Source organism: Halonotius pteroides (assembly GCF_003605635.1).
Taxonomy (GTDB): Archaea; Halobacteriota; Halobacteria; order Halobacteriales; family Haloferacaceae; genus Halonotius; species Halonotius pteroides.
This window is the reverse complement of the sequence record NZ_QMDW01000004.1, coordinates 87,685-111,817: the sequence shown is the minus strand read 5'-3', so window position 1 is coordinate 111,817 and position 24,133 is coordinate 87,685. Positions and strand designations below refer to the sequence as shown.

Here is a 24,133-nt window from a genome sequence, read left to right as displayed (position 1 = left end):
CTTCCGGGCCTATCACCGAGGGGTGACAGTTTGGGGACGGCGAAACAATCCCATTTCTCGGGGGTATCAGGCCGTAGCTGCTGTTTCGCCGGATCAGCAGCAACGAACTGACGGCAACGTACCCGTACATATACCCGGCTACACGGAATCAACGAAGCTGAGCAGAGATTCTCCCTGAGCTTTGTGATCACTGCGTTACAGCTCGTGGTCGGCGTATATCTCGTCCATCTTTGCGGCCATCACGAAGTCGGCTTTGCGGAGCCCATCGATCTCGTGGGTGAACAGTTCGACGCCAACCTCACCCCACGTCAGGCTGAGATCCGGGTGGTGCCACTCATCCTCGGCGAGTTCGCCAACGGCGTAGGTGAACTCCAAGGCATCTCGGAAATCGTCGAACTCGTAGGTTGCTTCCAGATGGTGGCCATCGATGACATCCCAGACGCCGGTGTCGAGTTCCGCGAGATACCGTTGGGTCGCGTCTTCATCAAACGGTTCTTGATCGTCGCTGGTGTCCTCGACCGGTTCGGCTGCTAGATCTGATACCATACCCCGTGCAACGCGCCCCACGGGTTTGTATCTTGACGCTACAGCAACAGGCAACCCGAGAGCTTCTGTCGGCTATCGAACCGCAGCCGCCGCCTCACCCATGATCTCGATGGCCTCGCCGAGCGCGTCCTCGTCGGTCGCATACGAGATCCGCGCCAGGCCCGCGCCTTGCTCGCCGAAGGCATCACCCGGAACAACGATCACACCTCGGTCAATACACTCCTCAACGAAGCCGTCCGGCACCCGCGGCATGGCATAAAACGCACCGTGAGGAGTTGGACACTCGATGTCGTGTTCGGCCAATCCATCAAGCAAGAGATCACGGCGACGACGGAATGAGTCGGTCATCTCGCTGACTACGTCTTGGGGCCCGGTGAGGGCGGCCTCGGCAGCAAACTGGGCGGGCGCGCTCGCGCAGGCCTGGGTGTACTGGTGAACGCGCAACATCCGTTCGACCCGGTCGCTGCTGGCGGTCACCCAGCCGAGTCGCCACCCGGTCATCGAAAACAGCTTTGAGGCTGAGTTGACAACGACGATGTTGTCGCCCTCGGTGTACTCCAGTGGCGAGTGGTGTTCGCCCTCGAAGACCGTGTACTCATAGACCTCATCGGAGACACAGACCACGTCATGTTCGTCGGCGATCCGGGCAAACGCGCGGATGTCGGCTTCGCTGGCGACCGCGCCGGTCGGATTGGCCGGCGAATTAATCACGAACGCCGCGGTGTCGTCGGTGATGGCGTCCTCGACAGCCGCGGGATCGAGCGTCAGATCCTCGCGCAGCCCGACCGGTATCGACTCGCCGCCGACGAGTTTTGTCAGCGCGTCGTAGGAGACAAAGCCCGGATCCGGGATGATGACCTCCTCGCCGGCGTCAACATGGGCAGCCAGCGCGAGGTGTAACGCTTCGCTACCGCCGGAGGTCGCGATCACATCGTCAGGGTCGATATCGAGGCCCTGATCGCGCTCGTATTTTGTGGCGATAGCGTTGCGGAGCTCCGGGAGCCCCTTGTTTTCGGTGTAGTCGTCGGCCTTGCCGGCTTCGATGGCGTCGACAGCGGCTTGGCGGGCATGTTCTGGGGTCGGGAAATCCGGCTGCCCCAACCCGAGGTTGATCGCGTCGTCGCCGGCGGCTTCGAAGACATCTCGAATCCCACTAATCGAAATCCGTTCCACACGGTCGGCAAATCGGCTCATACCAATATACGGGGCGACCGCGCCCATAGCCTTTCGCACTTGGCGGCGATGATCGAAACGCTCAGGCATCGCTCGGTCATACGGCTGGTATGGCACGTTCCGGACTGCGGTATGCTGCCGGCGCGCTCGCGCTTGCGGTCGCGGCGATCCACGTCTACTGGGGGTTTCCACGGCTGGTGTTGTATCTTCAGGTTGGTCGGGCCCCCGATCCGCGGCCGTTTCTCTTCGTTGCCTCGGCGGTCATGATCGTCCTCGGCATCGCTCGCGTCCTTGACGGACGCAACGAGCGGGCGATCTATCTGGCCGGGATCGCGCTCATGGGAACCTACATCGTCGGCTATGGATTGTGGCACACTGGGCTCGAACACGGCGGGTTTTGGCCGTGGGGCCCCGAGCCGATCAGCCACACCGAGCCCGCCTGGCAGGTGCTTCTTGACCACATGCGGGCAGACGAGCTCGGTGTCGTCTCAAAGATACTGGAGACGACGCTTGCGGTCGTCTTAGCCCTGCTGTACCGAACTGACCGCGACGAACCGGTCGCTGATGACGGCATTCCGGCGATCGTTCAGGAGTAGTGTTTTGCCTCCGGGGTCTGTTCGCTCAGTCGTGAGTCGACTACGCGTGATCGTCGAACGCCTCTACGCGCTGCAGACGAACCTTCTCGAAGACATAGCGGCGTCAGCAATCCTGTTTATCGGGATCTCGTTGTTGTGGGAGCAGACACCAGCGGCGTGGCCACAGCCCATCTACTATATCGCGCTGGCGGTCGGGCTGTTCGGCTATTTCGAGGCTGTGAGCCCACCAGAAACCGCAGACCGCGAGGCGTAGCGATCGGTTAGCAGACCGGCTTGGGGTTGACACCCATCGCTTCCAGTGATTCGGTGTACTCGTCGTAGGCGGCCTGAATCGCCTCGCTTGCGGCATCGTGGGCGCGCTCGCGGTCGTCCTCGGTTTCACAGACCGCGTCGAGAAGATCCGCAGCCGACTCAATCTGCTCGCCAACGTCGTTGCCGAGCCCCCGGAAGAGGCTGGCTGTCTGGGGGTCAGCCTCGCCGGTGAAGTAGCCCGTGTACTGCTCCTTTGATTTCTTGGCGACGAGACAACGTCCGACGAGCCCGCCAACGCGTTTGACCGTGTCATCGAACGCTCGCAGCACCGACTGGATCGCCGGCGTCTCGCCATCGGCAGCCCGCGGTGGGTCGTCGAGTTCGGCGGCAACTGTTTTGTAGTGGGCAGCCTCCTCGTCGGCGACGGTCGCAAAGCAGTCGGCTGCCTCGGTGTGTTCCTCATCGTCGGCCCAGGCGGCGAAGGTTTCGCTGGCGGCATCCTCGGCGATGGCGGCCGCCCGCAGGACGGGATCAGGGTCAAGCTCGCCATTCGTCTCAGCATAGAGAGATTTTGAGGAGCCAAGCCGTGAGAGTGCCGTCTGGTTGGCCTCACTGACGCTGTCAATGAGATCGCTGTCGGTCATACGTGCTGATAGACGATGAGGGGTCTTGAGTCCTACCGGTTTGGTCACACGGTTACAGTTGGGTGACTGGAGTCGCGCAAAAATAAGCGGATTCGGTGTGTGAGTGTTGCTGCCAACTCAGGGAACGATGTCGCTCAGTCGTCGGCTTTGCCCGTCTTCGCGGGTCGGCGATGCCTCCCCGCTCCGATTCGAGGCCTCCGCCTTCGCTTGCTCGCGGGCAATGCCCGCTCGCTCAAACCGAGACTCTCCCGTTGGTCGAGTCTCGCGTTAGTCGTCAGCCTCGCCCGTTTCGATGGGCGCGCCAACGAGGTTCCCCCACTCGGTCCACGAGCCATCGTAGTTGATGGTGTCGTCGTAGCCGAGGAGTTCGTGTAGCGCGAACCAAGCAACCGACGATCGCTCGCCGATACGGCAGTAGGCGACGGTTGTCTCGTCGCCGCTGATACCCTTGTCGGCGTAGAGTTCTTCGATCTCGTCGGCGTCTTTGAATGTCCCGTCGTCGTTGGTGACGGCTGCCCACGAGATGTTCTGGGCACCCGGGATGTGGCCGCCGCGCTGGGCGGTCTCTTGGAGGCCGGTTGGCGCGAGAATCTCACCCGTGAACTCCTCGGGGGAGCGCACGTCGACGAGCGGCAGGCCACGATCGATGGCATTCTCGACATCGTCGCGGTAGGCGCGGATCGATTCCCGTGGGCCGGAAGCGGTGTACTCTTGGGCAGCGAACGATGGTTCCTCATCGGTCGTCGTGTAGTCGTTTTCGACCCAGTATTCACGCCCGCCATCAAGGAGTTTCACGTCGTCGTGACCGTAGTATTTAAACTGCCAGTAGGTGTAGGCCGCAAACCAGTTGGCGTTGTCACCGTAGAGGATGACCGTTGAGTCCTCGGTGATGCCGTGGGCACCCAGTAGCTCCTCGAAATCCTCCTTCGTGAGAATGTCACGGGTGGTCTGATCCTGCAGATCTGTTTCCCAGTTGAGGCCGATAGCACCAGGGGCGTGGCCTTCCCCGTAGGCCTCGGTGTCGACATCAACCTCGACAAGTCGGTGGTCGGGGTCGTCGCTCTGGAAGGCGTCCAGATTGTCCTCGACCCAGTCGGCCGTGACAAGCACGTCGTTTGCGTAGTCTGATGACATACATGGATTTCTATATCCCCTACCCGTATAATCCTACACGCAACGGTGGTTTCGACCGGTCCTAAACGATCCCGGATATTTTTGCAGGCATCGACCTAAGCTGTCGACAGCTGCTGTCGTTGGGGTCGCCGCAGTCCACGCCGTCCGGCTGGTAGCCCACTGGGACTCGACAACAACGAGCAAATATATCCGCTATCCGCGAACACCGGCGGCCATCGACCGCGGCGAACAGTTGAATGATCCGGGTGACAAACAGCGTGTATGCCTGAGACATCCTTGGTCGATCCTGCGTGGCTTGCCGACCACCAGAACGACCCATCAGTCCATATCGTCGACGTTCGTGAACCGTGGGCGTACGACTCGATCGGCCACCTTCCCGGGGCAGTAAACATCCCGTTCGACAGCTATCGCGACGCTGACAGCGGCGACCCAGGGACACTCCCCGGTGCCGACGCCTTCGCTCAGTTGCTCAGCGAGGCCGGCATCGCCCCCGGCGACACCATCGTCGCCTACGATGATACCCACGGCGTCTTCGCCGCCAGACTCCTCCTGACGGCCCTCGCTTACGGCCATGAGAACGTCGCCTTACTTAACGGTGACTTTAGCTCCTGGCAGCGAGCCTTCGAGACGACGACCGAGTCGCCGACGGTCGAGTCCGTCACCTACGCGATCGATGGCCTCGCAACAACGGCGCCGATCGTCGATCGGGCGGCTGTTGAGACGGTGATCGATGATGAGACGGTAACGCTGCTTGACACCCGTGATGAAACCGAGTATGAGGAACAACACATTCCGGGGGCGATCCGCATCGACTGGCGAGAGTTTGTCGACGACGAGAGCCGTGGGGTCAGGTCGGCCGCCGAGATTGAGACCCTGCTGGCCGATCGCGGGATCAGCACTGACCGTGACCACCGGATTATTCTTTACTGCAACACGTCTCGCCGCCTCAGCCACACCTTTGTGATGCTTCGCTCACTCGGGTTTACCGATGTTGCCATCTACGAAGGGAGTATGACCGACTGGACGGCTGCCGGCGGCGCGACCGAATCGCTCGTGTGACCACGGCGGATATTGTCACACCTCGCCGACACCGTTTACGCGGTTGACGCCGAACCCGGGTACATGTCTGATCGACCCGCCGACGACCCACCTGAGACAGCCGATCCAGCTGTCATCGAATATCTCGTCGTCACCGTTGAGGATGTCGTGACGGCGCTGGAAGCGACACTGGGCACCGGACGTGAAACAGTGCTGCGGGTCACCCCACCGTTCAGTAGCCGCATGCGCGCTCGGCTCCACGTCGCCGGCACCGCAGGCTCCTACGATGGCCCCGATCCGATCCTTGTCGATCCTCGGGTACTGGTTGAGCCGCTCCCGGCGTATCCAACCGCCGCGGACACAGCCGCCGAGTTAGATTCCCCGGCGGCAGTCAACACGGAGCAGCATCAGGAAACCCACGCGAAACGACTGGCTGCCTGGCGTGACTCTGTTTCTGCCTCGATCGCCGACAAGGCGACGATCGAAACGGCTGACGGCGCGGTCACCGTCACGGTACGCGCACTCGGGTCGACGGCTGACACTGACGATGAGGCGGCCGACTAACTGGCATGAGCTATCGACACGCATCTCACAACACAGCCGCGCCGCTCCGGGCGCGAAAAATACGAAACCCCGATCGTCGACCGCTACAACCGCTGTAGGTTCGTCGCGCGGGGGCCTTTGTCTGCCTGTTCGATGTCGAATTCAACTTCTTGACCCTCCTCGAGATCAGGGCCACCGACATCTTCCATGTGGAAGAACACGTCGTCGTCCGACTCGTCTGTTTCGATGAATCCGTAACCGCCTGTATCGTTGAAGAACGCAACCGTACCTTGTGCCATTCGCAACTACTCCATGTGAATAAATGACGCTCTGGTACAAATATGTATGGGTCACCCCGGATCGTGGGGTTCACCCGCGGCAGTACCGCCGTCATGGCAATCTCGTTGACGACCGGCGGCCGCTGTCACACGGATTTAAATAGTTGAGCGGCGAACGCGGGCGTATGTCAGACGACGACCCACTCAGCAGGCCGAGTGGACGGGATTTCGGCTTTGGGCCGATTATGGTGGCTCTCCTGTTGCTCATCGCTGCTGGTATCGCTGGCGTCGTTGGCCTCATCTTTCTCGCCCCGGATCTCGTTGAGGTTTCGCCGGGTGGAACCGTTATCACACACCAGTTCTGATCGCTTCCTCGGCGGCCGTCAGGGCGTCGCTGGCCGCAAACTGATCGACAATGGTGTTGAGTGTCTCCGACGCTGAGCCGTGCAGTTCCTCGGCGTGCTCGGTCATCGTTGGCACGGCGCGAATGATGTTGTCGACGATCGGGATCGCTGCCGTCTGAGCGGATCGAGAGAGCGGATTCAGGTCGATGACGATCTCGGTTTTGTCGAGATCGGCAAGCGCCTCGGCGCGGTCGCCGTCTTCCAGTGGTACCACAACCACGTCGGCCGCGCCGATCCCGTCGGCGTCGACCTTCGCGCGCTCGTGGCTCAGGTTCGGGATACGGCCGTCGGCGGTGAGTCCTTTCACCGCGTCGGCACCGTGTTCGCGGAGGTGAGCGGCGATGGCCTCCATTCGTTTCTCGGTACGATTGAACAGGTTGACCTCGATGTCGGCGTCGACAGCCGCGGCGAGGTCGACGATCTCGGGGGCGACCAACGCAGCGACGTTGCCGTTGACCGAGAGCACCGGGTGGTCGGCCAGCAACAACTGGGCGGCCGCGGCACGTTCGGCCCTGTCGGCACTCGGGATTGTTTGCTCACCCAACAGATAGTCGAAGGCCTCGCCGCGACCCTGGGCGATCAGCCCCTGTTTGCTTGTGATCCCCTTCTCGACGCCGTCCTCGATCCGGTGCCGCGTCAGCAACGACGCATACCGCGGGTGATCCGCCGGCAGCTCGATCTCGCTCATTGTCGGGTTTTCGGCTCCGGCGGCAAAACGTTCGCTCTTCGGGGTCGCCAGCCACACCTATGAGTCACACAGCCGCGCCCCACCGGCGTCAACCCGGCACTGTTGGGCGTCGTAGCCAGCCGCAGAGAGTCCCGTGCCGGTCGCAAACACAGTATTGCCGAGCATTGCCATCGCAGCACTACTGTCAATATCATCGCCTGAGTCACCGTCGGCCTTCGCAACGGCGTCGATAGCCGTAGCCACCTCCTCGGTCACAAGTCCCGCGTCATCAGCGAATTCACGAGAGGCAGTCATAAATCGACTAAGCGTCGGTCGCTCCAAGAGGTGGCTGAGTGCGGATTCACCGGCACGAGTCAGGTCGTCGGTATCGCCGGCGAGTACCGTTTCGGTCGATACCTCACCGAAGCTGATGTACTCGATCCGTGGGCGAGCGGCCACTCCGTCAACTCGGCCATGACTCGGCGAGCCCGGATCGATCCGGATCGGCAGCCCGCCGCGGGCCTGTGCAACCACGTCGCCCAGCCCGGTGCCGGCCTCGACTTCCGCGCAGTGGGCCATCGTGATCAGCTCGTTTTCGCTTTTGCCGCAGTCGAAGACGGCGTTGGCCGCGAGGGCGGTGCCGAGCGCGAGCGCGCCGGAGACCCCGAACCCCGCACCGAGCGGCAGCGACGTGGTGGCGTCGACGGCGGCATCGACCCCAAGGCGAGTGCACACGTCACCGACGGGCAGCATCTCGATTTCCTCGCCGTTGAGTTGGAGTCCCGAGCCAGGGGTGACTGTTACCTCGACACCGTCGGTGAGCGCGATCCCGGCCCCGCGGCTGCCCGCCTGTGCACAGGTGGCGGCCGTCTGCGCGCTGAAGAAACCGGTGATATGCCCTGGGACGAACACCGTCGCCGAGGAGTAATCGGCCTGTTGCATTGGTACTGATTGTAGCGCCTTCTGGGTGATCGACAGCCGCCGCTATGGGCTCAGTCGCTGCCGATCCCGTGGGAAGAGCACGCCCTCACGGATGTTGTCCAAGCCGAGCAGCGTCATCACGAGTCGCTCGCCGCCGAGGCCGAAGCCGGCGTGCGGCGGCATCCCGTATTTGAACATCTTCGTGTAGTAGTCGAAGGCCTCGGGGTCGAGACCCTGTTGTTCGAAGCCTTCGATCAGGTGGTCGTAGCGGTGTTCACGCTGGCCGCCGGAGACGAGTTCCATCCGTGGATGCATCAGGTCGAACCCGGTAGACAGCTGGTCGTCGTCGTCCTGATCCATGATGTAGAACGGCTTGATCTCGCTGGGCCAGTCGGTGATAAAGTAGTGTTCGCCGACATCCTCGCCGAGGGCGACCTCGCCTTCGGTCGGCAGGTCGTCACCCCACAGCAGTTGCTCGTCGAGTTCGCCGGTCGCGTTGATACGCTCGATGGCCTCCTCGTAGCTGAGCCGCGGGAACTCGCCTGAGGGGACTTCGAACTCCTCGGCAAGCCCGAGGGCGTCGAGTTCCTCAGAGCAGTTGGCGTCGACGGCCTCATAGACGGCGGTGACGACGGCTTCGGCCACATCCATCGCCTCGTGCTGGTCGCAGAAGGCCCCCTCGAAGTCGATAGAGGTCGCCTCGTTGAGGTGTCGCGGCGTGTTGTGTTCCTCGGCGCGGAAGATCGGGCCGATCTCGAAGACGCGCTCGACGTTCGAGCCGGCGATCAGCTGTTTGAACAGCTGCGGGCTCTGATTCATAAAGGCCTCCTCGCCGAAGTAGGTGATCGGGAACAGTTCCGTGCCGCCCTCGGTGCCGGTGGCGACGATCTTCGGCGTGTTGATCTCGGTGCAGTCCAGCTCGCGGAACGTCTCGCGGGCGGCGTGCTGGATCTCCGCGCGGATCGTGAAGATCGCCTGCACCTCCGCCTTCCGGAGGTCGAGCGTCCGGTTGTCGAGCCGCGTCGAGAGGTCGGCGTCGACCTTGCCGGATGGATCAAGCGGGAGTTCGGTGTCGGCCTCGGCGACGACCTCGACCGAGTCGGGCGTGATCTCGACGCCCGTGGGGGCGCGTGGCTCCTCGTCAACGTCGCCGGTGACCGAGATGACGCTCTCGCGGGCGACGTTGAGGCCGGTCTCGACGAGACCGTCGTCCATCTCGTCTTTCTCGAACTTGATCTGAATCTTGCCCGTCGTATCGCGCAGGATAAGAAAGGCGATGCCGCCGAGATCGCGGAGTTCGTGCACCCAGCCGGCGACCGTCACCGACTCACCGGGGTCGGCGTCGGCCGTGTACGTTCGGTTTTCCATACCCGATGCTGTCGGCCGCTGCCCTTAAACTCGGCTGATTCCGGCTGCGCCACCACCGGTGCGACGCGGTCTGTGCCTCGGGGTGTTTTTACCACCACACGATGAACAGAGGGGCGTGCTGACGAAGGATCTCCTCCGGGTCTCTCGCCGCGGCGGTCGCTACCGTCCCGAGGTCATCGGTCTGGAACGCCGTCGGCTTGCGGCCACGCTCATTGGCACCTATCAGGGCCACGTCGGTGAGCGACGCAAAACCCTTGAGAGGGCGGTCGACGAGATCGAACGTGAGACGGAGGATTTCAAGCTTGTTCGGGGGTTTGCCGCCCTACTCGACCGCGAGGCCACCTTCGAGACCGACACACCACTGCCGCCCGAGCGGGCTCGCCGGGTCGCCTTCGGGGCCGCCGAGGCCGTCGGCGTCGCCAACGACGACGAACGCGAGCAGGCGATCGCGCGGGCGAGCAACGATCTTGCGGTCGAACCCACCGCCATCGAGGACTCACTGTATGCCGACCGCGACTGCAATCAGCGACTCGCAACCTTCGACTCCCGGTGGGATCCCGACACACTCATCGAGCAGTACAATCTTTCGCTGGCCCAGACCGCGCTGTTCGACGCGACCGAGGTACGGCTTAAAAGCGACGACCCGCGAGCGTTGATCACGGCCGTCAAGCGGCTCGGACTGATGTACGAGATCGAACAGCCCAACAACGACGCGAACGACGGCGACAATGCGGATGACAGCGACGGCCCACTGGCCGATCAGCGAACGGTCGTCGTCACCGGCCCCGACCGGCTCTTTCGGCGTACCAGGCGGTACGGCACCGCTTTTGCCCGCTTGTTGCGGTCGGTCGCGGGTACAACCGAGTGGCAGTTGACAGCGACCGTCGACGACCACGGCACCGACCGCGAGATGACGCTCCAGGCCGGTGACGTGTCGGTGCCGGGCGTCGAGCCTGTTGCTGAGCCGAGTTATGACAGCGGCGTCGAACGCGAGTTCGCCGCGCGGTTTGAGGCTCTTGATCTCGACTGGGAGCTTCGCCGGGAGCCGGATCTGTTAGAAACGGGATCACGCGTGATGATTCCGGATTTCGCCTTCGATTATCGATTCGCCGACTTTCGGGTCTACTTCGAGGTGATGGGGTTTTGGACACCGGCGTACGTCGAAAAGAAACTCGGCCAACTGGCCGGTGTGGAGGCTGTCGAACTCATCGTCGCCGTCGACGAATCGCTGGGCGTCGGCGAGGCAATCGCCGCAAGCGACCACCGTGCGATCCCCTACTCCGGGTCGGTGCGCGTCAAAGACGTCGTTGACGGACTCCAGGCGTACGAGGCTGATCTCGTTGCCGACGCGACTGCCGACCTGCCAGCCACAATTCAGCCCAGCGATGATGTGACAACGCTGGCAGCTGTCGCCGACACGTACGGTGTGTCTGTCGATGCGATCGAGAACCAAGCGTTCCCGGAACACGAGCGACTCGGGCAGCTGCTGGTTCGGCCACCGGTGTTGGCAACGGTTTCTGCGGAGCTCTCTGCCGGCATGTCGCTGTCGGAGGCCGAATCCGTGTTGGACGACTACGAGCTGACCGACACCAGCGCGGTGCTGTCGGCGGTCGACTACCGTGTCGTGTGGGACGGGCTCTCGGGCGGGACGCTCGAAAAGCGAGAGCATGAAACCGACGAGTGAGCCGTCCTCTTTTTACGTGTCGTCCCGAAGCAGACCTGTGATGCTCTCCAAACTGTTTGCCTCCACTTGGACGCGGTTGTTCAGCGTGCTCTCCGTCGTCGTCACCGGCCTCCGGGCGGTGCTCAGTGGGAACCGACGCCTCGGTGCGGTGCTGCTCGGTGTCGCCGTCCTCGCCTACCGCTGGTCGCCGGCCGGCATCGCGCTCACACTGCTGTATCACCGGTACGGCGACCGAATCACGAGCCGCGCTCTCGACGGCGACACCGCCTAATTCGGCGGTCGCAACGACACCTACTCCGCCGCCAGCGGCGGCAACGATTCCTGATTGCCTTTCGGCACAGTTGATCGCAACTCCCCGTAGACGTACAGTCCAACACCGATCGGCTCGCGTTCGCCACCAACGTCACGGGCCGCGATAAGGTACCCCCAGTCGCCGTCCCAGTCGAGTTCCTGATCCTCGCCGCGGGCGAACGCCGCGGCGGCTTCGCCGCCGATCTCGATGACGTTTTTCGACGCGTGGCCGCCGAACCGCTGGATCGCGCTCTGGGTCGGCTTCCAGTGTTCCTGCCGAGTTCGCAGCACGGTCATCCCGAGACCCTCGACGCGGATCGGGCTCGGCGCGTCGGCGGCGAAGATCCAGATCTTGCCTTTGCCTTTCTCCCAGAATGAAAACCCCTCGAAGACGGCGGGATCAATGCCGAATCGGTTGGCAAAGAACCCGAGTACCGCCTCGCGTGAGACTCGCCCCTCAACCTCACGATCGGCCGCCGTCGCCGGCAAGCGGCCGAACTGCTGGCCGACGTTTTCAGTCTCGCCGCTCATCCGCCCACCTCCAGTTTCGCACAGTAGAAGCCGCCGGTATCGTTGAGATGGGGGTAGATCCGATGGGTTTGCTTGACACTCGAATCGTAGCTGTCGTCTTCCCACTCGGTGATACCGGAGACCGAATCGAGCGGACAGTCGAAGCCAACGACCTCACAGTCCTCGGTTTCGAGGACGTGATCAACCACGGCCTCGTTTTCCTCTGGGGCGAACGTACACGTTGAGTAGACGACCGTGCCGCCCGGCTTGGTCGCCTGGACGGCCCGCGAGAGGATACCTTTCTGGACGGCGGCGACGCTGTGAACATGCTCCAGCGTCCACTCCTCCAGTGTCGTCGGATTTTTGCGAACTGTTCCCTCACAGGAACAGGGCGCGTCAACGATAGCACGGTCGAACTCATCGAACTCGAAGGGATTGAACGAAAAGTTTCGGCCGTCTTGGTTGGTAACGACGAGATTCGTGACGCCAAGGCGTTCGGCGTTGTGCCGCAGCGACGAGAGCCGGCCGAGATTGTTGTCGTTGCCGACGACAACCCCGCGGTCGTCCATTATCGCCGACAGCTGTGTTGTCTTGCTGCCCGGTGCGGCACAGCTATCCCAGATTCTCTCGCCGGGTTGTGGATCGAGTACGAGTGCGGGTACCGCCGAAACCTCCTCTTGGCCGTGGAGCCAGCCGTGGAAATACGGCCAGTTCGTCCCCGGGGTGGCCTCGGGTAGCCGGAGAAGCTGGTCGTGCCACCCGACAGGTTCGTATTCGATACCCTCATGCTCAAGCGCGCGACGAGCGCGCTCTGGAGCAGTTTTGATCGTGTTAACGCGGACGACCGAGGGCAGCGGTCGCTCGCAGGCCGCAAAAAATGCCGCTTCGTCGTCGACGAGCGGGGCGTACCGCTCTAAGGGATTCATGGCGTCCGTTTTGCGGCCGCTGGTTTGTCGGTTTCGCTCCGTGTGACCGTCGGGTGATCTGCGTGACCGACGCCAGCGGGTGGGTAGGTCGCTGCTGTCGTATGCCCCAGTAGGGTTCTGAACGCTTAAGCCGCCGAAGGGCTTCCGCTCGTGTATGAGTGATGACGCAGCAGCGGTCGAAGACGAAGCCTCCGAGACGGACGCTGGGGCCGACGAGCCTGCAGCCGACGACAGCGAAGCTATCGAAGACGTGTCTACAGACGAACTCCTCGACCGTCTCACCGACAGCGATGAGACACCAACCGAGCCAGCAACGGAACTTCGATCCCGGATCGAGGCACTGGAGGATGCGGTCGCCGAGAAGAACAACGAGATCGACGAGCTCACCGAGAAGCTCTCTCGGGCGCGAGCCGATTTCAAGAACTACAAGAAACGAACAAAGCAACAACAGGCGGAGATGAAGGCGCGGGCGACCGAAGAGTTGGTCGAACGGCTGACCGATGTCCGCGACAACCTGGTTCGCGCACTTGATCAAGACGATGCTGCCGACATCCGTCCCGGCGTCGAGTCAACGCTGGAATCGTTTGATCGAGCACTCGAAGACGAAAATGTCGCGTTCATCTCGCCGGCGGCCGGCGACGAGGTCGACCCTGAACGCCATGAGGTCATGCAGCGTGTTGACAGCGACCAGCCCGCAGGCACCATCGTCGACATCTATCAAGAGGGCTACGAGATGGCTGACAAGGTGCTCCAGCCGGCGCGGGTGACGGTCAGCGCCGACGGGTAATACCGCAAGCGATGCTGCTGTGTGACCGCCACCGGTGGGCTTGCGGTTTATTTAAATACACCGACTACCCCAGCTCATCTCCCGGTCTAATCGCAAGACAGCGGTCTGGTTGTTGGTTTGTCTGTGTCGGCGTGTCTAGTAACCTTTAACCGATCCAAGGCGGTAGTTCAGACCAAGATGGCCAGTGAGAAGATTCTCGGTATTGACCTTGGCACCACGAACAGCGCGTTTGCAGTGATGGAGGGTGGCGACCCGGAGATCATCGTCAACGGCGAGGGCGACCGGACGACCCCTTCGGTCGTCGCCTTCGACGACGACGGCGAGCGGCTGATCGGGAAGCCAGCAAAAAATCAGGCCGTCCAGAATCCCGACGACACCATCGAGTCCATCAAACGCCACATGGGTGAGGAGGACTACGAGGTCGAGATCAGCGAGGCGTCGGTAGACGCCTCTGGCAGCCGGACGCAGTCCGGCGACGATGACGACAGTTACACGCCCGAGCAGATCTCGGCGATGATCCTCCAGAAGATCAAACGCGACGCCGAGGAGTATCTCGGCCACGATGTTGAGAAAGCTGTCATCACCGTGCCGGCGTACTTCAACGACCGGCAGCGACAGGCGACGAAGAACGCCGGCGAGATCGCCGGCTTCGAGGTCGAACGCATCGTCAACGAGCCGACCGCCGCGTCGATGGCCTACGGCCTCGATGACGAATCCGATCAGACCGTTCTTGTCTACGACCTTGGTGGCGGGACGTTCGATGTCTCTGTGCTAGAACTCGGCGGCGGCGTCTACGATGTCGTCGCCACGAACGGCGACAACGACCTCGGTGGCGACGACTGGGATGAGGCGATCATCGACCACCTCGCCGACGAGTTTGTGGACGACCACGGGATCGACCTCCGCGACGATCGGCAGGCCCTCCAGCGACTCAAGGAGGCCGCCGAGGAAGCGAAGATCGAACTCTCCTCCCGGAAGGAAGCCAACATCAATCTCCCGTTCATTACGGCAACCGACTCTGGCCCGGTTCACCTCGAAACGTCGATCACGCGGGCAACGTTCGAAAACATCACCAAAGACCTCATCGAGCGAACGGTGGAGCCGACCGAGCAGGCTCTCGACGATGCCGACAAATCCACGGGCAACATCGACGAAGTGATCTTGGTCGGTGGGTCGACCCGGATGCCGCAGGTATCCGACAAGGTCGAGGAACTCGTCGGCCAAGAGCCAAAGAAAAACGTCAATCCCGACGAAGCTGTCGCACTCGGTGCGGCGATTCAGGGCGGCGTCCTTGCCGGCGATGTCGACGACATCGTCCTGCTCGATGTGACACCGCTGAGCCTCGGGATCGAGGTCAAAGGTGGCATCTTCGAGCGACTGATCGAGAAGAACACCACGATCCCGACCGACGCCTCGAAGGTTTTCACCACGGCGGCGGACAACCAGACGTCGGTGCAGGTTCGCGTCTTCCAAGGCGAACGCGAGATCGCCGAGGAGAACGAACTGCTCGGAGAGTTCATGCTATCCGGGATCCCACCGGCACCCGCAGGCACGCCACAGATCGAAGTCGAGTTCTCGATCGACGCCGACGGCATCGTCAACGTTGCCGCCGAGGATCAGGGCTCGGGCAACGCCGAGTCGATCACCATCGAAGGCGGCGCGGGGCTCTCCGACGAGGAGGTCGAGCGGATGCAGGAGGAAGCCGAGCAACACGCCGAAGAGGATCAGCAACGCCGCGAGCGGATCGAAGCCCGCAACGAGGCCGAGGGCGCGGTTCAGCGCGCTGAATCCCTGCTTGAGGAGAACGAAGAGCAGGTCGACGACGATCTTGAGGCTGACATTCAGGACGCCATCGAGGAGGTCGAGGCAGTCCTCGAAAACGACGACGCCGAAACCGAGGAGCTACAGGACGTGACCGAGTCGCTCTCCGAGGAGCTCCAGGAAATCGGCAAGCAGATGTACGAACAACAGGCCCAACAGGCACAGGCTGGCCCCGGCGGCGCGGGCGGTCCCGAAGGCGGCTTCGGGCCCGATGGTGCCGGCCCGGCCGGCGCAGGCGGTGCTGCTGATGCTGACGGAGAGGGCGACGAGTACGTTGACGCTGACTTCGAAGACGCCGACGAAGACGACGAAAACGACGAGTAAGCCCCCACGCGCTGTTGGGCTGTTACCCTATTCTGCATCCGTTAGTGACGTTGTTTCTGTTGAATCTGTCGCAGTCAACGTAGCAAGGAGCGTCACAGCCGGTGTCTTTGCCAGCGGTTCATTCCCGTTGTCGCACTGCGGCGACTGCACGCAGGCCGGACAGCCGGCGAAGTCACAAAACCGATTAATTCACAACGGCGCACGGAAACGTTGAGACATGTACGAAACGGTGTTGTTCCCGACCGACGGTAGTGAGGCGGCCAGCGAAGCCGCATCCCACGCGATCGATCTGGCCGATAAACATGACGCTGCCATGCATATTCTCTACGTCGTCGACCACGAGCGCGTGAGTCAGATGGCCCCAAAGCTCGGCAGTGACCATATCAAAGGGACACTCCAAGAAGAGGGCGAACGCATCACCGATGCGGTTGCCGACGCCGCGAGTTCGGCAGGGCTCGATACAGTTGTGAGTATTCGCGAGGGCGCGCCCGGCGAGACGATCACAGAGTATGCCGACGATATCGACGCCGATACCATCGTGATGGGTACCAACGGCCGAACAGGGATGGATCGGCTCCTGATGGGCAGTGTCGCTGAACGCGTGATCCAAAACACCGAGCTACCGGTGATGACGGTCAAACGAGCCGACGACTGAGACGGCTGGTCAGCATCTTCGCACACAACAATAAGGGATTTATGAGGCTGTCTCCTTCCGGCTGATATGACCGGCTCCCCCGTCGCGTGGCTCCGCGACGAGCTGTTCACGATGGGGCCACTCTCAGATGCGTTGATCTGGGTCGTCGTGCTCCTCTTTGCGGCCGCCGGGGTCACCGAGTGGTACGGCCGCCGCTCGGGGACGGATCTCATGCAGCAGGCACGGGTGACCGCGACAACCGCATGGGTGGGCTTTGGACTCTTTTGGCTCAACTCGGTGCCATTCTGGTGGTTTGAACACCAGAGCTTCGTCGAGGCTCTGCTCGCGTTGGTCGGCGCGCCGGCGTGTTTCTATGCGGCCTACGAGCTCTACACCGGGCGAACGACGCTGTTCGTCCTCTCGCGGGCGATCGCCGTCATGGGATTCATCTACCTCCCGTTTGAGACGATTCCGGCGATTACGGTTGGTGGCCTCACGCTACCAGCCCCCCGACAGTATCTCATTGAAGTCACGACTGTTATCACCGGCTGGATTATCTCGGCGGCTGGCTACTCGCCGGCCCTCGTCGAGAGCCCGGAAGGATTCATGGCAACCTACCAGTGGACGTTGAGCGACGGCCACATCTACAACATCTACATTGTGTTGGCTTGCACTGGTCTTGGTAGCATCGCCGTGTTTAGCGGCCTTATTGCGGCCGTAAGAGCCCCGTTCCGCCGAAAGCTCCGCGCGCTGGCGGTGGCCGTACCGATCATTTTCGTGCTCAACGTGTTCCGCACCGCCTTCATCTCGATCGCCGCCGGCAACCAGTTGATGCACTGGTTTCCTGATGCGGTATTGTTCCTGTTCGGTGAGACCAATCCCTATCGCGTGTCGTTCCTTGTTTCCGATCGCATCATCAGCCAACTCGGCGCGGTCGTCGCGCTCATGGCGATCACCTATCTCGTGGCCCGACAGCTACCGGAGCTGTTGACCGTTCTGGAGGATGTCCTCTACCTCCTCACCGGCGACGATCACGACCTGCAGGCTGCCTTAGAGTTACCGCGCGAGCCGGTCGCTGAACAGCCCGGTGCACAACAGGGTGACTGATTACCGATCCGACTCAGTTGGAAGGTGCGGCACTGGTGTGCCGGCCAGCGCCTCCAGCGCGTCGGCCTCAACGTGGTGGAGCTCACCCGGAATAACGAGTAGATGCAGCGGGTCACCGAACGACCGCTCGGCCAGCACTGACAGCCGGTCGGCAGCAACGACGGGCTCCGGACTCCCGGCACGAGCGACGACGACAGCGAGTTCGTCTTCCCAGTCGGTTGCGAGTAATCCGGCGGCGTGATCGGCTCGCATATAGGGGTCGTCGGTATCGAGGGCTGAGAGCTCGCGGTGGCTGTCGATCTTGATGTCGAGATAGACGAGCGTGTGTAGCCCCCGCTCGCGGTTGGCGTCGATCGAGTCGACCACGCTTGGGGGCACGTCGCCCGATCCGTGCAGCCCGGGAAACGGGAGCGTGACCGCCTTGCCGAAGCGGTAGTTTTGCAACCCGGTCAACCCGCTGGCGGCGGTTTCGGCGGTAACGCCGTGGATCACGCGGGTGTCGATCCCGCGGTCGGCCGCTCGCACCCGGAGATCGGCGTGGGTCGTCGAGATCATCGTATCGCCGGCGGTGAGAAAGGCGACATCGCCGTCCGCAGCGGCCTGCAAGATCGGTTCCGGATCTTGTTCGACGCCCGCGCGATCCCGAACCTCGATCTCGATCCCGTGGTGGACTTCGAGATCGTCGACATCGGCTCCAAGCAGGCGGCTGGTGTAGAACTCCGCGAACACACGGTCGGCCGCCCGGAGTGCGGTCTCGCCCTCGCGGGTGATCGACCCCTCATCGTAGAGCCCTAACCCAATGAACGTCAGCATACCCCGACAGAGCGTGGCGAGGTGAATAAACGCCGTGTTCGTCGCGGGGTGTGTGATTCGCTGCTCAGAACACAACAGTGACCACGACGAATGCGAGGAGAATTGTTCCGGTCAACAGCAGTTGTGCAAGCGCTGAGCCCAACACGCCGGCGGCAGTGTAGATCGACCGCTTGGCAGCCGTCTCTGTATCGGCTCCCTCGACGAGTTCGAGGAAAAATACAGCCCCGATGACGCCGACGATGATGCCGAGCGGGCCGAGCACGAACAGCAAGACGAAGCCAACGGCGGCCGCGATGAGTGCGGTTCGGTTTGAGGAGCCGCTCAGCTTTGCCGCCACCGGGCCGCCGACGTGGTCGACGACGACCGTCCCAATCGCCGCCAGCGTCAACCCGCCGAGGGCCAGCGGGCCGAGCGGATCGCTGCCGAACAGCGCGTACGCCCAGATTCCGGCCAGCGAAAAGAGTCCGGAGGGAACCGCTGGGAGCACACTTCCGACCATCCCAGCGACCAACAGCACGACAGCGACAACGAAAACCACCTCAGCCATACCACCACTGGGCTGTCGAATGCGAAAAGAGATGCGACCGAGTGGTTGTCGGTACGTTCACTTGTTGTAATCTGTGCTTAGTTCTCGTACGTCGCGCGTTCCTCGGCGATGATGTCGCCACCGGATTCGCTGTCGACAGCCTCACAGAACTGCCTCGCGATCGCCCCGAAAGCACGTTTGCACTGCCGCTCAGAGACAAATCCGAGTTCGTCGGCGACGGTCGCCCACGGCGCACACTGCAGCACTTTCCGCACGAGGAGCCGCTCGGCTCGCGGCGACAGTTCGGCGACCGGCCGGATGAGATGGGCCATCGCAAGCTGCTGAAACACATGCGGAGCCGCCTCGTAGGTTCCTGGCCCGTAGGCGACGCCCGCGAGAACCCGCCAGTCGCGGTCGGCAGGATCGCATGTACCCAGTTCGTCGTCATCAGCCGACACTGACACCGCACGCAACACACCGCGAATGACATCCGGCGCGACGCCAGAAATCGTGTCAGCCAACTGCCCCGCGATCCGGTCGCGGAACCATCGGCTATGGCGGTCTGCGAGGTCAGTGCCCGCCGTCGAACACGGCCGCAGCATGAGCGCGGAGTGTTCCCCACTTGTTTCGTTTCGGGTCACCGAGAGATGGACGGGCCGATACCCGTTTGCGCGCCAAAACGACAGCAGACGCGGCGTTGCACCGAACCCAACACCGAACCAATCGACACTGTCGCTGAACTCGTCGTGACACCGCGAGAGGAGTGCCGAACCCAATCCGCGCGACCGGACGGCATGGTGGGTGGCGATCCGCATCACGCGATAGCCGACAGACCCCGCCGCTGTCGGATCCCGCAGTTGGCTTGTCAGGACGTCCGGCAGCATATTCCCCTGGACGCGCCGGCCGCGGTAGCTCTCCGCTTGTTGTTCGCTACTGAGCCCGCCTTCGCGGGCAAGCAGCGCGACCGACACCGGATGGCCGTCGGACAACAGCGCGCGCAGTTCGAGGTTCGGGGCCGCAAGCAGGCGCACGATGTCGTCGGGCTCAGTCTTGTAGTGGGCCGCGACCAACAGCCCGACAACAGACCGAAACAGGCTCTCATCGTCGGCGATGTCGTCAGTTGTAAGTGTGCGATAGGACACCGTCTCAGGTGTTGTGTCGGCAACAAGCTGGTCGGCTGGCGGCTCCGCATCAAGCAGGAGCGTCCACGCCAGCCACGCCTCGACTGGATCGTCCTGTCCGTAGCGGATCGGCTCGCGGAGTTCGATATCGGTCACGTCATAGGAGGACGCAGCCAGTCGCTCCCGGAACCGAACCGCAAACCCCCGGCCCGATCCCTCGTAGCCGTGGACTGTCGTACAGAAGCCGACAGCCGGTGCGTTGAGCAGGCGTTCCAGCAATCGAACCGGAAGCGCGGCCGCCTCGTCAACGATCACCACGTCAGGGTCGCTTGGGAGGTCGGCTGCGTCCGGTGGCGGTCTAAACCGGATGCGACCGCCAGCTGTCGTTGCCAACGGTGGGTCGACAGCGTCGGCCTCGTCGCCGGTCGATTCGCCGGCAGCCGGGTGATCGAGTGTCGCCAGCAGCTCGGCAGCTCGCTCGAAGAGTTCGGCCGCGTTGTCGACGCTGGGTGCCGTTACGAGGACGTCGTTGCCATCAGCCGCCAACGCGGCGGCGGCCAGCCCAGCCGCACTCGATTTGCCACGGCCGCGGTCGGCTTCGACGACGACGGCGTTGCTTGGGTTCGACAGTGCCGATAGGCCAGCAACCGCGCGAGCCTGATCACCGGTTCGACAGGCCTCATACGCGGCGTCGGGGAACGGGGTGTCGGTGTAGCTGTGTGGGTCAGATGGGGGTGTCGACTGTGATCGATTGCTCAGGCCGTCGCGTTCGATCTCGATTTCTTTGTGCTCGCCGTTCGGTGCCGCCGTCGATGGCGGGAGTCGCAGGATCGCCACACCTGGATGGTGGCGCAGTGTTGTGACCAGCCGTTGCCGAAAGTGAGTGCCGACATCGTCGCGGGAAAACGGCGGAACAGCCACCTGATCAACCAGCGCGGAGAGTTGAGTCGGGATCTCCTCCAGCGGCGGGAGCACCAACACGAGAAGGCCGCCGCCGTCAACCGCGCCGGTGACCTGGCCGAGGGCGTTGGCGGAAAATCCCTTGTGGCAATCAAAGATAACGATCTCTCGGGTTGTTCCGAGGAGTTCGTCGGCGTGATCAGGGTGGAGTCGGTGGTATCTGAACCCCTCGCGGGTTGTGACCAGACTTACCGCCTCGTCGTCGACGCCGGCTGCCTCAACTGCTGTATGGGCGGCGTCGACACCGGCCTCACGGTTGCCGGTGAGCGCGAGTAGCCGCCGCTCATTGGCGGCGCGGGCGTTCTCACGGAGGGTGGCAACAAAGCTCCGCAGATCCATACCCCGGCTTACAGCAGCGTCGGCAAGGCTCTTTCCGTCTATGCATCGTCACCTGTTTGCTCCGTGTCGCCGTCGCCGGCTGTCTCGTCGCCGAACCGGTCGGGTTCGTCGTACTGGTCTAACAGCTCCTGTCGATGATTGAGTTGCTCGGTTGCTCGACGGAGAGCACCCAACAGCGTGTGAATCTCTCGGCCGGTCGGGTGTGCACGCCCGATCAACCGTCGCATGAGCCGTTGGGTCTTCTCGCGTTTTCGATCATTGTAGCGTTGGGCGTCGAGAAACGTCCCGAAATAGTCGTAAAACCGTTCAATGTCGTCTTCGGCGGCGCGCTCGTGTTCGCGGTCAGGGAGTTGGGTCTCGTCGACGGTGAGATCACGGAGTTCATAGAGAACGGTCGTGGCGGCCTGTCCAAGGTTGAGGACTGGGTAGTCGTCGCTTGCGGGGATCGAGCAGATCTCATCGAGCTGCTCGATCTCCTCGTTGTAGAGTCCCCGCCCCTCTCGGCCGAAGACGATGGCTGTCCGGCTGTCGACCGTCTGGAGGCTGTCGGCCAACTCGGCGGGTGTGGTGTATGGAAACCGTCGATGGCGGCGGCTATCCTCGCCGGTGATCGCGGTACAGCCGACGGTGTGGTAGGTGGCAACGACATCCTCGAACGAAACCTCCTCGGCATTCGGTAACACGTCCTCGCGGGCATGGCCGGCAAACCCGTAGGCCTCGCCGCCGGGATCCAACGGCGGTGGATCGACCAGCTTGAGATCCGATAGGCCGAAGTTTTTCATCGCCCGAGCGATGGTGCCGACGTTGCCCGGCGTTTGTGCGTCGACAACGACGACGACCGGTTTGTGACTACTCATTGATCGGTGCTCGGATACTCGGTGTCAAGCCCGTCGATACCATCATCTGCAAGCGTGTCGTTGGCTGCCGCGGCTGTCTCGTCGTCAACGTACTCTCGCAGGTCGATCCGCTCGGGCTCATACCCCTCCGACAGCATCGCGTTGAGCTCCTCGGCGTCCGGTGGATCAGGCAACCCCTCGGGATCAGTCTCGACGTGTTCGACCGCCTCAAACCCATCGGGGGCGCGACCACCGTTGTCGAACCACTCCTCAAAGGCGTCATCGAACGTAGCACTGCCGCGATACTCGCTGCCCCCGTCGTTTTGATACCAGTACAGAAAGTCCGCCTCGTGGTCAGCACAGAGGACGACCTCATCGTTCGGTTCGCCGTAGACGACCGCCGCCTGTCTGGCACGATGAATCTCATCCTCGCCGTGAATCAGCCGGCAGGCGTCACACGGCTTCTCGACCAAAGAGACGAGCCGAAGCAGTCGTTGCCGGTCGTCCTTTGGGATCTCCTCAAGCTGTTTAAATAGCCCCTCATCGGTGAAGATGTCAGCTTCCGCAAACCGCCAGCCGCGAAGCCCGACGTTGACCTTGCCCATAGCAGCCCTACCGCCGGAGTAAATAAAAACCGACTGGGTTCGCCACGGTAAACCTCCATCGGTAGCGGCACGACCGGACAGTCTATACTCTGGGCTGACATAGCTGTCGTATGCGAACTGTCGATGCCGCCGGTCTGGAGATCGGTGACGACCAGCCGCCACGGATCATGGGCGTCTTAAACGTCAGCAGCGAATCTCCCTACAAGCCGAGCGTGTTCAACAGCCCAGGCGAGGCGGCTGAATACGTCGACCGCGAGTTGATCGACGAAGGGGCCGACATCGTTGATATCGGCCTTGAATCGGCCAACAAGAAGTTTGAGGTGCTCTCCGCGGAGGGTGAACTTGATCGGCTTGAGACCGCGTTGGAAACCATCGAAAGCGTCTCGGGGGATGCGATCTTTTCGATCGAAACCCGCTACCACGAGGTCGCCGAGGCGGCCCTCAACGGCGGCTTTGATATGGTCAACGACATCTGTGGCTTCGCTGATCCGAAGCTGCCTGAGATCTGTGCGGACTACGATGTTGCAGTCGGCAAGATGGCCTCACCGCCGAATCTTGAAGCCCCTGGTGCGATCGAAGATGTCGACGACATCTACGACGCACTGGAGCTGAACGGCCTGACCGACAAAACGATCATCGATCCCGCCTTCGGCGGCTGGAGCGAGGACAAGACAGTCGAAGACGACCGCGAGACGTTTCGCCGACTACGAGAGTTCCGCGGCTACGGCCACCCGATCTTGGTGTCGATTAACCGCAAAAACTTCCTCCGGTCGGTTGCCGGTCGTGACACCGAAGGGGCGCTGCCGGTCTCGTTGGCAGCGACAGCGATGGCAGTTGAACGCGGCGCACACGTTATCCGAACCCACGATGTGGCTGAAACCAGAGACGCCGCGCTGATCGGCAAGGAATTCAGCCGTGATCGACTGCGGGAGCGGGATGGTGAGGCACGTATTGAAGAGCTTGATATTACGACACGACGAGAAGCCGAGCGACATCTCGAAGGGCGTGCCGGAGACACCGACATTGCCGATCACAGCGTTACACGCACCTTTGAGATCGCTGGCCTCGCGACGACAGCGCGCGAGCAACTGCTGTCGGCCGCCGCGGAGGTGGCTGGGGTCGTCGTCAGCGATACGTCTGACAACGGGCTGGTGCTGATTGTTACGCCAGCCGGCGTCAAAACGCTCACCCGCCAGATAACAGCCGAGACACCCGCTGTTGCATCGATTGTGGAACGTATCAGCGAGCGGTGCTGCTAAACGAAACATATGTCGGATGATACGAA

Annotated in this window: 27 protein-coding genes; 12 read left to right on the top strand and 15 right to left on the bottom strand. The window is 62.4% G+C overall.

The window, feature by feature from the left end; all coding sequences use genetic code 11:
• Positions 1-195: 195 nt before the first annotated feature.
• Both DP106_RS04395 and DP106_RS04390 read right to left on the bottom strand, forming a co-directional pair.
• Positions 196-546, bottom strand: coding sequence for a 4a-hydroxytetrahydrobiopterin dehydratase (locus tag DP106_RS04395; RefSeq protein WP_120083655.1), 351 nt, complete (start codon positions 544-546; stop codon positions 196-198).
• A gap of 72 nt (positions 547-618) precedes the next feature.
• Positions 619-1,740 (bottom strand): pyridoxal phosphate-dependent aminotransferase, encoded by a 1,122-nt coding sequence (locus DP106_RS04390; protein ID WP_120083716.1) that lies wholly within the window; start codon positions 1,738-1,740, stop codon positions 619-621.
• An 89-nt stretch (positions 1,741-1,829) separates the two neighbouring features.
• Here DP106_RS04390 and DP106_RS04385 point away from each other — a divergent pair, with 89 nt between their 5' ends.
• Positions 1,830-2,315 (top strand): hypothetical protein, encoded by a 486-nt coding sequence (locus DP106_RS04385; protein ID WP_120083654.1) that lies wholly within the window; start codon positions 1,830-1,832, stop codon positions 2,313-2,315.
• A gap of 31 nt (positions 2,316-2,346) precedes the next feature.
• Positions 2,347-2,568 carry a hypothetical protein gene (locus DP106_RS04380; RefSeq protein ID WP_133305094.1) on the top strand — a complete coding sequence of 74 codons (222 nt, stop codon included), beginning with the start codon at positions 2,347-2,349 and terminating at the stop codon, positions 2,566-2,568.
• Between the two features lie 7 nt (positions 2,569-2,575).
• Here the strand turns inward: DP106_RS04380 and DP106_RS04375 are convergent, their stop codons facing one another.
• Positions 2,576-3,211 (bottom strand): rubrerythrin family protein, encoded by a 636-nt coding sequence (locus tag DP106_RS04375; protein WP_120083651.1) that lies wholly within the window; start codon positions 3,209-3,211, stop codon positions 2,576-2,578.
• A 267-nt stretch (positions 3,212-3,478) separates the two neighbouring features.
• Positions 3,479-4,345 carry a sulfurtransferase gene (locus DP106_RS04370; protein WP_120083649.1) on the bottom strand — a complete coding sequence of 289 codons (867 nt, stop codon included), beginning with the start codon at positions 4,343-4,345 and terminating at the stop codon, positions 3,479-3,481.
• A 261-nt stretch (positions 4,346-4,606) separates the two neighbouring features.
• Here DP106_RS04370 and DP106_RS04365 point away from each other — a divergent pair, with 261 nt between their 5' ends.
• A complete protein-coding gene (locus tag DP106_RS04365; protein WP_120083648.1) occupies positions 4,607-5,404 on the top strand; it encodes a sulfurtransferase in 798 nt (265 codons plus the stop codon).
• 63 nt (positions 5,405-5,467) lie between these two features.
• Positions 5,468-5,947: a hypothetical protein gene (locus DP106_RS04360; protein WP_205738877.1), complete on the top strand. Its 480-nt coding sequence runs from the start codon at positions 5,468-5,470 to the stop codon at positions 5,945-5,947.
• An 83-nt stretch (positions 5,948-6,030) separates the two neighbouring features.
• Here the strand turns inward: DP106_RS04360 and DP106_RS04355 are convergent, their stop codons facing one another.
• Positions 6,031-6,225: a cold-shock protein gene (locus DP106_RS04355; RefSeq protein ID WP_120083647.1), complete on the bottom strand. Its 195-nt coding sequence runs from the start codon at positions 6,223-6,225 to the stop codon at positions 6,031-6,033.
• Between the two features lie 164 nt (positions 6,226-6,389).
• Between DP106_RS04355 and DP106_RS04350 the strand changes: the two genes are divergently transcribed.
• Positions 6,390-6,569: a hypothetical protein gene (locus tag DP106_RS04350; protein ID WP_120083646.1), complete on the top strand. Its 180-nt coding sequence runs from the start codon at positions 6,390-6,392 to the stop codon at positions 6,567-6,569.
• Here DP106_RS04350 and DP106_RS04345 read toward each other — a convergent pair.
• Genes DP106_RS04345 through aspS form a run of 3 tightly spaced genes read right to left on the bottom strand, consistent with a single transcriptional unit; the run spans position 6,553 to position 9,564 of the window.
• A complete protein-coding gene (locus tag DP106_RS04345; RefSeq protein ID WP_120083714.1) occupies positions 6,553-7,296 on the bottom strand; it encodes a 4-phosphopantoate--beta-alanine ligase in 744 nt (247 codons plus the stop codon). The two genes, DP106_RS04350 and DP106_RS04345, sit on opposite strands and share 17 nt — an antisense overlap.
• A 57-nt stretch (positions 7,297-7,353) precedes the next feature.
• On the bottom strand, positions 7,354-8,217 hold the full coding sequence (locus tag DP106_RS04340) for a pantoate kinase (RefSeq protein WP_120083645.1): 864 nt from the start codon (positions 8,215-8,217) through the stop codon (positions 7,354-7,356).
• A 42-nt stretch (positions 8,218-8,259) separates the two neighbouring features.
• Positions 8,260-9,564, bottom strand: coding sequence for an aspartate--tRNA(Asn) ligase (gene aspS / locus DP106_RS04335; RefSeq protein WP_120083643.1), 1,305 nt, complete (start codon positions 9,562-9,564; stop codon positions 8,260-8,262).
• A gap of 115 nt (positions 9,565-9,679) precedes the next feature.
• Between aspS and DP106_RS04330 the strand changes: the two genes are divergently transcribed.
• Both DP106_RS04330 and DP106_RS04325 read left to right on the top strand, forming a co-directional pair.
• A complete protein-coding gene (locus DP106_RS04330) occupies positions 9,680-11,248 on the top strand; it encodes a DUF790 family protein (protein ID WP_120083642.1) in 1,569 nt (522 codons plus the stop codon).
• A gap of 40 nt (positions 11,249-11,288) precedes the next feature.
• Positions 11,289-11,519: a hypothetical protein gene (locus DP106_RS04325; protein WP_120083641.1), complete on the top strand. Its 231-nt coding sequence runs from the start codon at positions 11,289-11,291 to the stop codon at positions 11,517-11,519.
• A gap of 20 nt (positions 11,520-11,539) precedes the next feature.
• Here the strand turns inward: DP106_RS04325 and DP106_RS04320 are convergent, their stop codons facing one another.
• Both DP106_RS04320 and DP106_RS04315 read right to left on the bottom strand, forming a co-directional pair.
• Positions 11,540-12,070 carry a DUF7122 family protein gene (locus DP106_RS04320; protein WP_120083640.1) on the bottom strand — a complete coding sequence of 177 codons (531 nt, stop codon included), beginning with the start codon at positions 12,068-12,070 and terminating at the stop codon, positions 11,540-11,542.
• Positions 12,067-12,975 carry an RsmB/NOP family class I SAM-dependent RNA methyltransferase gene (locus DP106_RS04315; RefSeq protein ID WP_120083639.1) on the bottom strand — a complete coding sequence of 303 codons (909 nt, stop codon included), beginning with the start codon at positions 12,973-12,975 and terminating at the stop codon, positions 12,067-12,069. The genes DP106_RS04320 and DP106_RS04315 overlap by 4 nt, the downstream gene beginning before the upstream one ends.
• 154 nt (positions 12,976-13,129) lie before the next feature.
• Between DP106_RS04315 and grpE the strand changes: the two genes are divergently transcribed.
• From grpE to artA, 4 genes are all read left to right on the top strand, one after another.
• Entirely contained in the window at positions 13,130-13,762 is a 633-nt protein-coding gene (grpE, locus tag DP106_RS04310) for a nucleotide exchange factor GrpE (protein ID WP_120083637.1), read from the top strand.
• A gap of 177 nt (positions 13,763-13,939) precedes the next feature.
• Positions 13,940-15,907, top strand: coding sequence for a molecular chaperone DnaK (dnaK, locus tag DP106_RS04305; RefSeq protein WP_120083636.1), 1,968 nt, complete (start codon positions 13,940-13,942; stop codon positions 15,905-15,907).
• A 217-nt stretch (positions 15,908-16,124) separates the two neighbouring features.
• Positions 16,125-16,562 carry a universal stress protein gene (locus DP106_RS04300; protein ID WP_120083635.1) on the top strand — a complete coding sequence of 146 codons (438 nt, stop codon included), beginning with the start codon at positions 16,125-16,127 and terminating at the stop codon, positions 16,560-16,562.
• Positions 16,563-16,628: 66 nt separating this feature from the next.
• A complete protein-coding gene (gene artA / locus DP106_RS04295) occupies positions 16,629-17,648 on the top strand; it encodes an archaeosortase A (RefSeq protein WP_394343448.1) in 1,020 nt (339 codons plus the stop codon).
• Here artA and dph5 read toward each other — a convergent pair whose 3' ends face one another.
• The 5 genes from dph5 to DP106_RS04270 all read right to left on the bottom strand — a co-directional run bounded on the left by dph5 (position 17,649) and on the right by DP106_RS04270 (position 22,848).
• Positions 17,649-18,461, bottom strand: coding sequence for a diphthine synthase (gene dph5, locus DP106_RS04290; RefSeq protein ID WP_120083633.1), 813 nt, complete (start codon positions 18,459-18,461; stop codon positions 17,649-17,651).
• A 64-nt stretch (positions 18,462-18,525) separates the two neighbouring features.
• Complete coding sequence (locus DP106_RS04285) at positions 18,526-19,008, bottom strand: DUF456 domain-containing protein (RefSeq protein ID WP_120083632.1); 483 nt, start codon at positions 19,006-19,008, stop codon at positions 18,526-18,528.
• A gap of 77 nt (positions 19,009-19,085) precedes the next feature.
• Positions 19,086-21,407 carry a tRNA(Met) cytidine acetyltransferase TmcA gene (gene tmcA, locus DP106_RS04280; RefSeq protein WP_120083631.1) on the bottom strand — a complete coding sequence of 774 codons (2,322 nt, stop codon included), beginning with the start codon at positions 21,405-21,407 and terminating at the stop codon, positions 19,086-19,088.
• A 38-nt stretch (positions 21,408-21,445) separates the two neighbouring features.
• Positions 21,446-22,264: an RNA methyltransferase gene (locus tag DP106_RS04275; protein ID WP_120083630.1), complete on the bottom strand. Its 819-nt coding sequence runs from the start codon at positions 22,262-22,264 to the stop codon at positions 21,446-21,448.
• Positions 22,261-22,848, bottom strand: a complete 588-nt coding sequence (locus tag DP106_RS04270) for a hypothetical protein (RefSeq protein WP_120083628.1) — start codon at positions 22,846-22,848, stop codon at positions 22,261-22,263. Before DP106_RS04270 ends, DP106_RS04275 begins: the two co-directional genes overlap by 4 nt.
• 110 nt (positions 22,849-22,958) lie before the next feature.
• Here DP106_RS04270 and DP106_RS04265 point away from each other — a divergent pair, with 110 nt between their 5' ends.
• Positions 22,959-24,107: a dihydropteroate synthase gene (locus DP106_RS04265; protein ID WP_120083627.1), complete on the top strand. Its 1,149-nt coding sequence runs from the start codon at positions 22,959-22,961 to the stop codon at positions 24,105-24,107.
• Positions 24,108-24,133 lie beyond the last annotated feature (26 nt).

Coding starts and splice junctions, on each gene's coding strand:
- DP106_RS04395 (WP_120083655.1), bottom strand. CDS start 546: ATGGTATCAGATCTAGCAGCCGAACCGGTCGAGGACACCAGCGACGAT.
- DP106_RS04390 (WP_120083716.1), bottom strand. CDS start 1,740: ATGAGCCGATTTGCCGACCGTGTGGAACGGATTTCGATTAGTGGGATT.
- DP106_RS04385 (WP_120083654.1), top strand. CDS start 1,830: ATGGCACGTTCCGGACTGCGGTATGCTGCCGGCGCGCTCGCGCTTGCG.
- DP106_RS04375 (WP_120083651.1), bottom strand. CDS start 3,211: ATGACCGACAGCGATCTCATTGACAGCGTCAGTGAGGCCAACCAGACG.
- DP106_RS04370 (WP_120083649.1), bottom strand. CDS start 4,345: ATGTCATCAGACTACGCAAACGACGTGCTTGTCACGGCCGACTGGGTC.
- DP106_RS04365 (WP_120083648.1), top strand. CDS start 4,607: ATGCCTGAGACATCCTTGGTCGATCCTGCGTGGCTTGCCGACCACCAG.
- DP106_RS04360 (WP_205738877.1), top strand. CDS start 5,468: ATGTCTGATCGACCCGCCGACGACCCACCTGAGACAGCCGATCCAGCT.
- DP106_RS04355 (WP_120083647.1), bottom strand. CDS start 6,225: ATGGCACAAGGTACGGTTGCGTTCTTCAACGATACAGGCGGTTACGGA.
- DP106_RS04350 (WP_120083646.1), top strand. CDS start 6,390: ATGTCAGACGACGACCCACTCAGCAGGCCGAGTGGACGGGATTTCGGC.
- DP106_RS04345 (WP_120083714.1), bottom strand. CDS start 7,296: ATGAGCGAGATCGAGCTGCCGGCGGATCACCCGCGGTATGCGTCGTTG.
- DP106_RS04340 (WP_120083645.1), bottom strand. CDS start 8,217: ATGCAACAGGCCGATTACTCCTCGGCGACGGTGTTCGTCCCAGGGCAT.
- aspS (WP_120083643.1), bottom strand. CDS start 9,564: ATGGAAAACCGAACGTACACGGCCGACGCCGACCCCGGTGAGTCGGTG.
- DP106_RS04325 (WP_120083641.1), top strand. CDS start 11,289: ATGCTCTCCAAACTGTTTGCCTCCACTTGGACGCGGTTGTTCAGCGTG.
- DP106_RS04320 (WP_120083640.1), bottom strand. CDS start 12,070: ATGAGCGGCGAGACTGAAAACGTCGGCCAGCAGTTCGGCCGCTTGCCG.
- DP106_RS04315 (WP_120083639.1), bottom strand. CDS start 12,975: ATGAATCCCTTAGAGCGGTACGCCCCGCTCGTCGACGACGAAGCGGCA.
- grpE (WP_120083637.1), top strand. CDS start 13,130: ATGAGTGATGACGCAGCAGCGGTCGAAGACGAAGCCTCCGAGACGGAC.
- dnaK (WP_120083636.1), top strand. CDS start 13,940: ATGGCCAGTGAGAAGATTCTCGGTATTGACCTTGGCACCACGAACAGC.
- DP106_RS04300 (WP_120083635.1), top strand. CDS start 16,125: ATGTACGAAACGGTGTTGTTCCCGACCGACGGTAGTGAGGCGGCCAGC.
- artA (WP_394343448.1), top strand. CDS start 16,629: ATGACCGGCTCCCCCGTCGCGTGGCTCCGCGACGAGCTGTTCACGATG.
- dph5 (WP_120083633.1), bottom strand. CDS start 18,461: ATGCTGACGTTCATTGGGTTAGGGCTCTACGATGAGGGGTCGATCACC.
- DP106_RS04285 (WP_120083632.1), bottom strand. CDS start 19,008: ATGGCTGAGGTGGTTTTCGTTGTCGCTGTCGTGCTGTTGGTCGCTGGG.
- tmcA (WP_120083631.1), bottom strand. CDS start 21,407: ATGGATCTGCGGAGCTTTGTTGCCACCCTCCGTGAGAACGCCCGCGCC.
- DP106_RS04275 (WP_120083630.1), bottom strand. CDS start 22,264: ATGAGTAGTCACAAACCGGTCGTCGTCGTTGTCGACGCACAAACGCCG.
- DP106_RS04270 (WP_120083628.1), bottom strand. CDS start 22,848: ATGGGCAAGGTCAACGTCGGGCTTCGCGGCTGGCGGTTTGCGGAAGCT.
- DP106_RS04265 (WP_120083627.1), top strand. CDS start 22,959: ATGCGAACTGTCGATGCCGCCGGTCTGGAGATCGGTGACGACCAGCCG.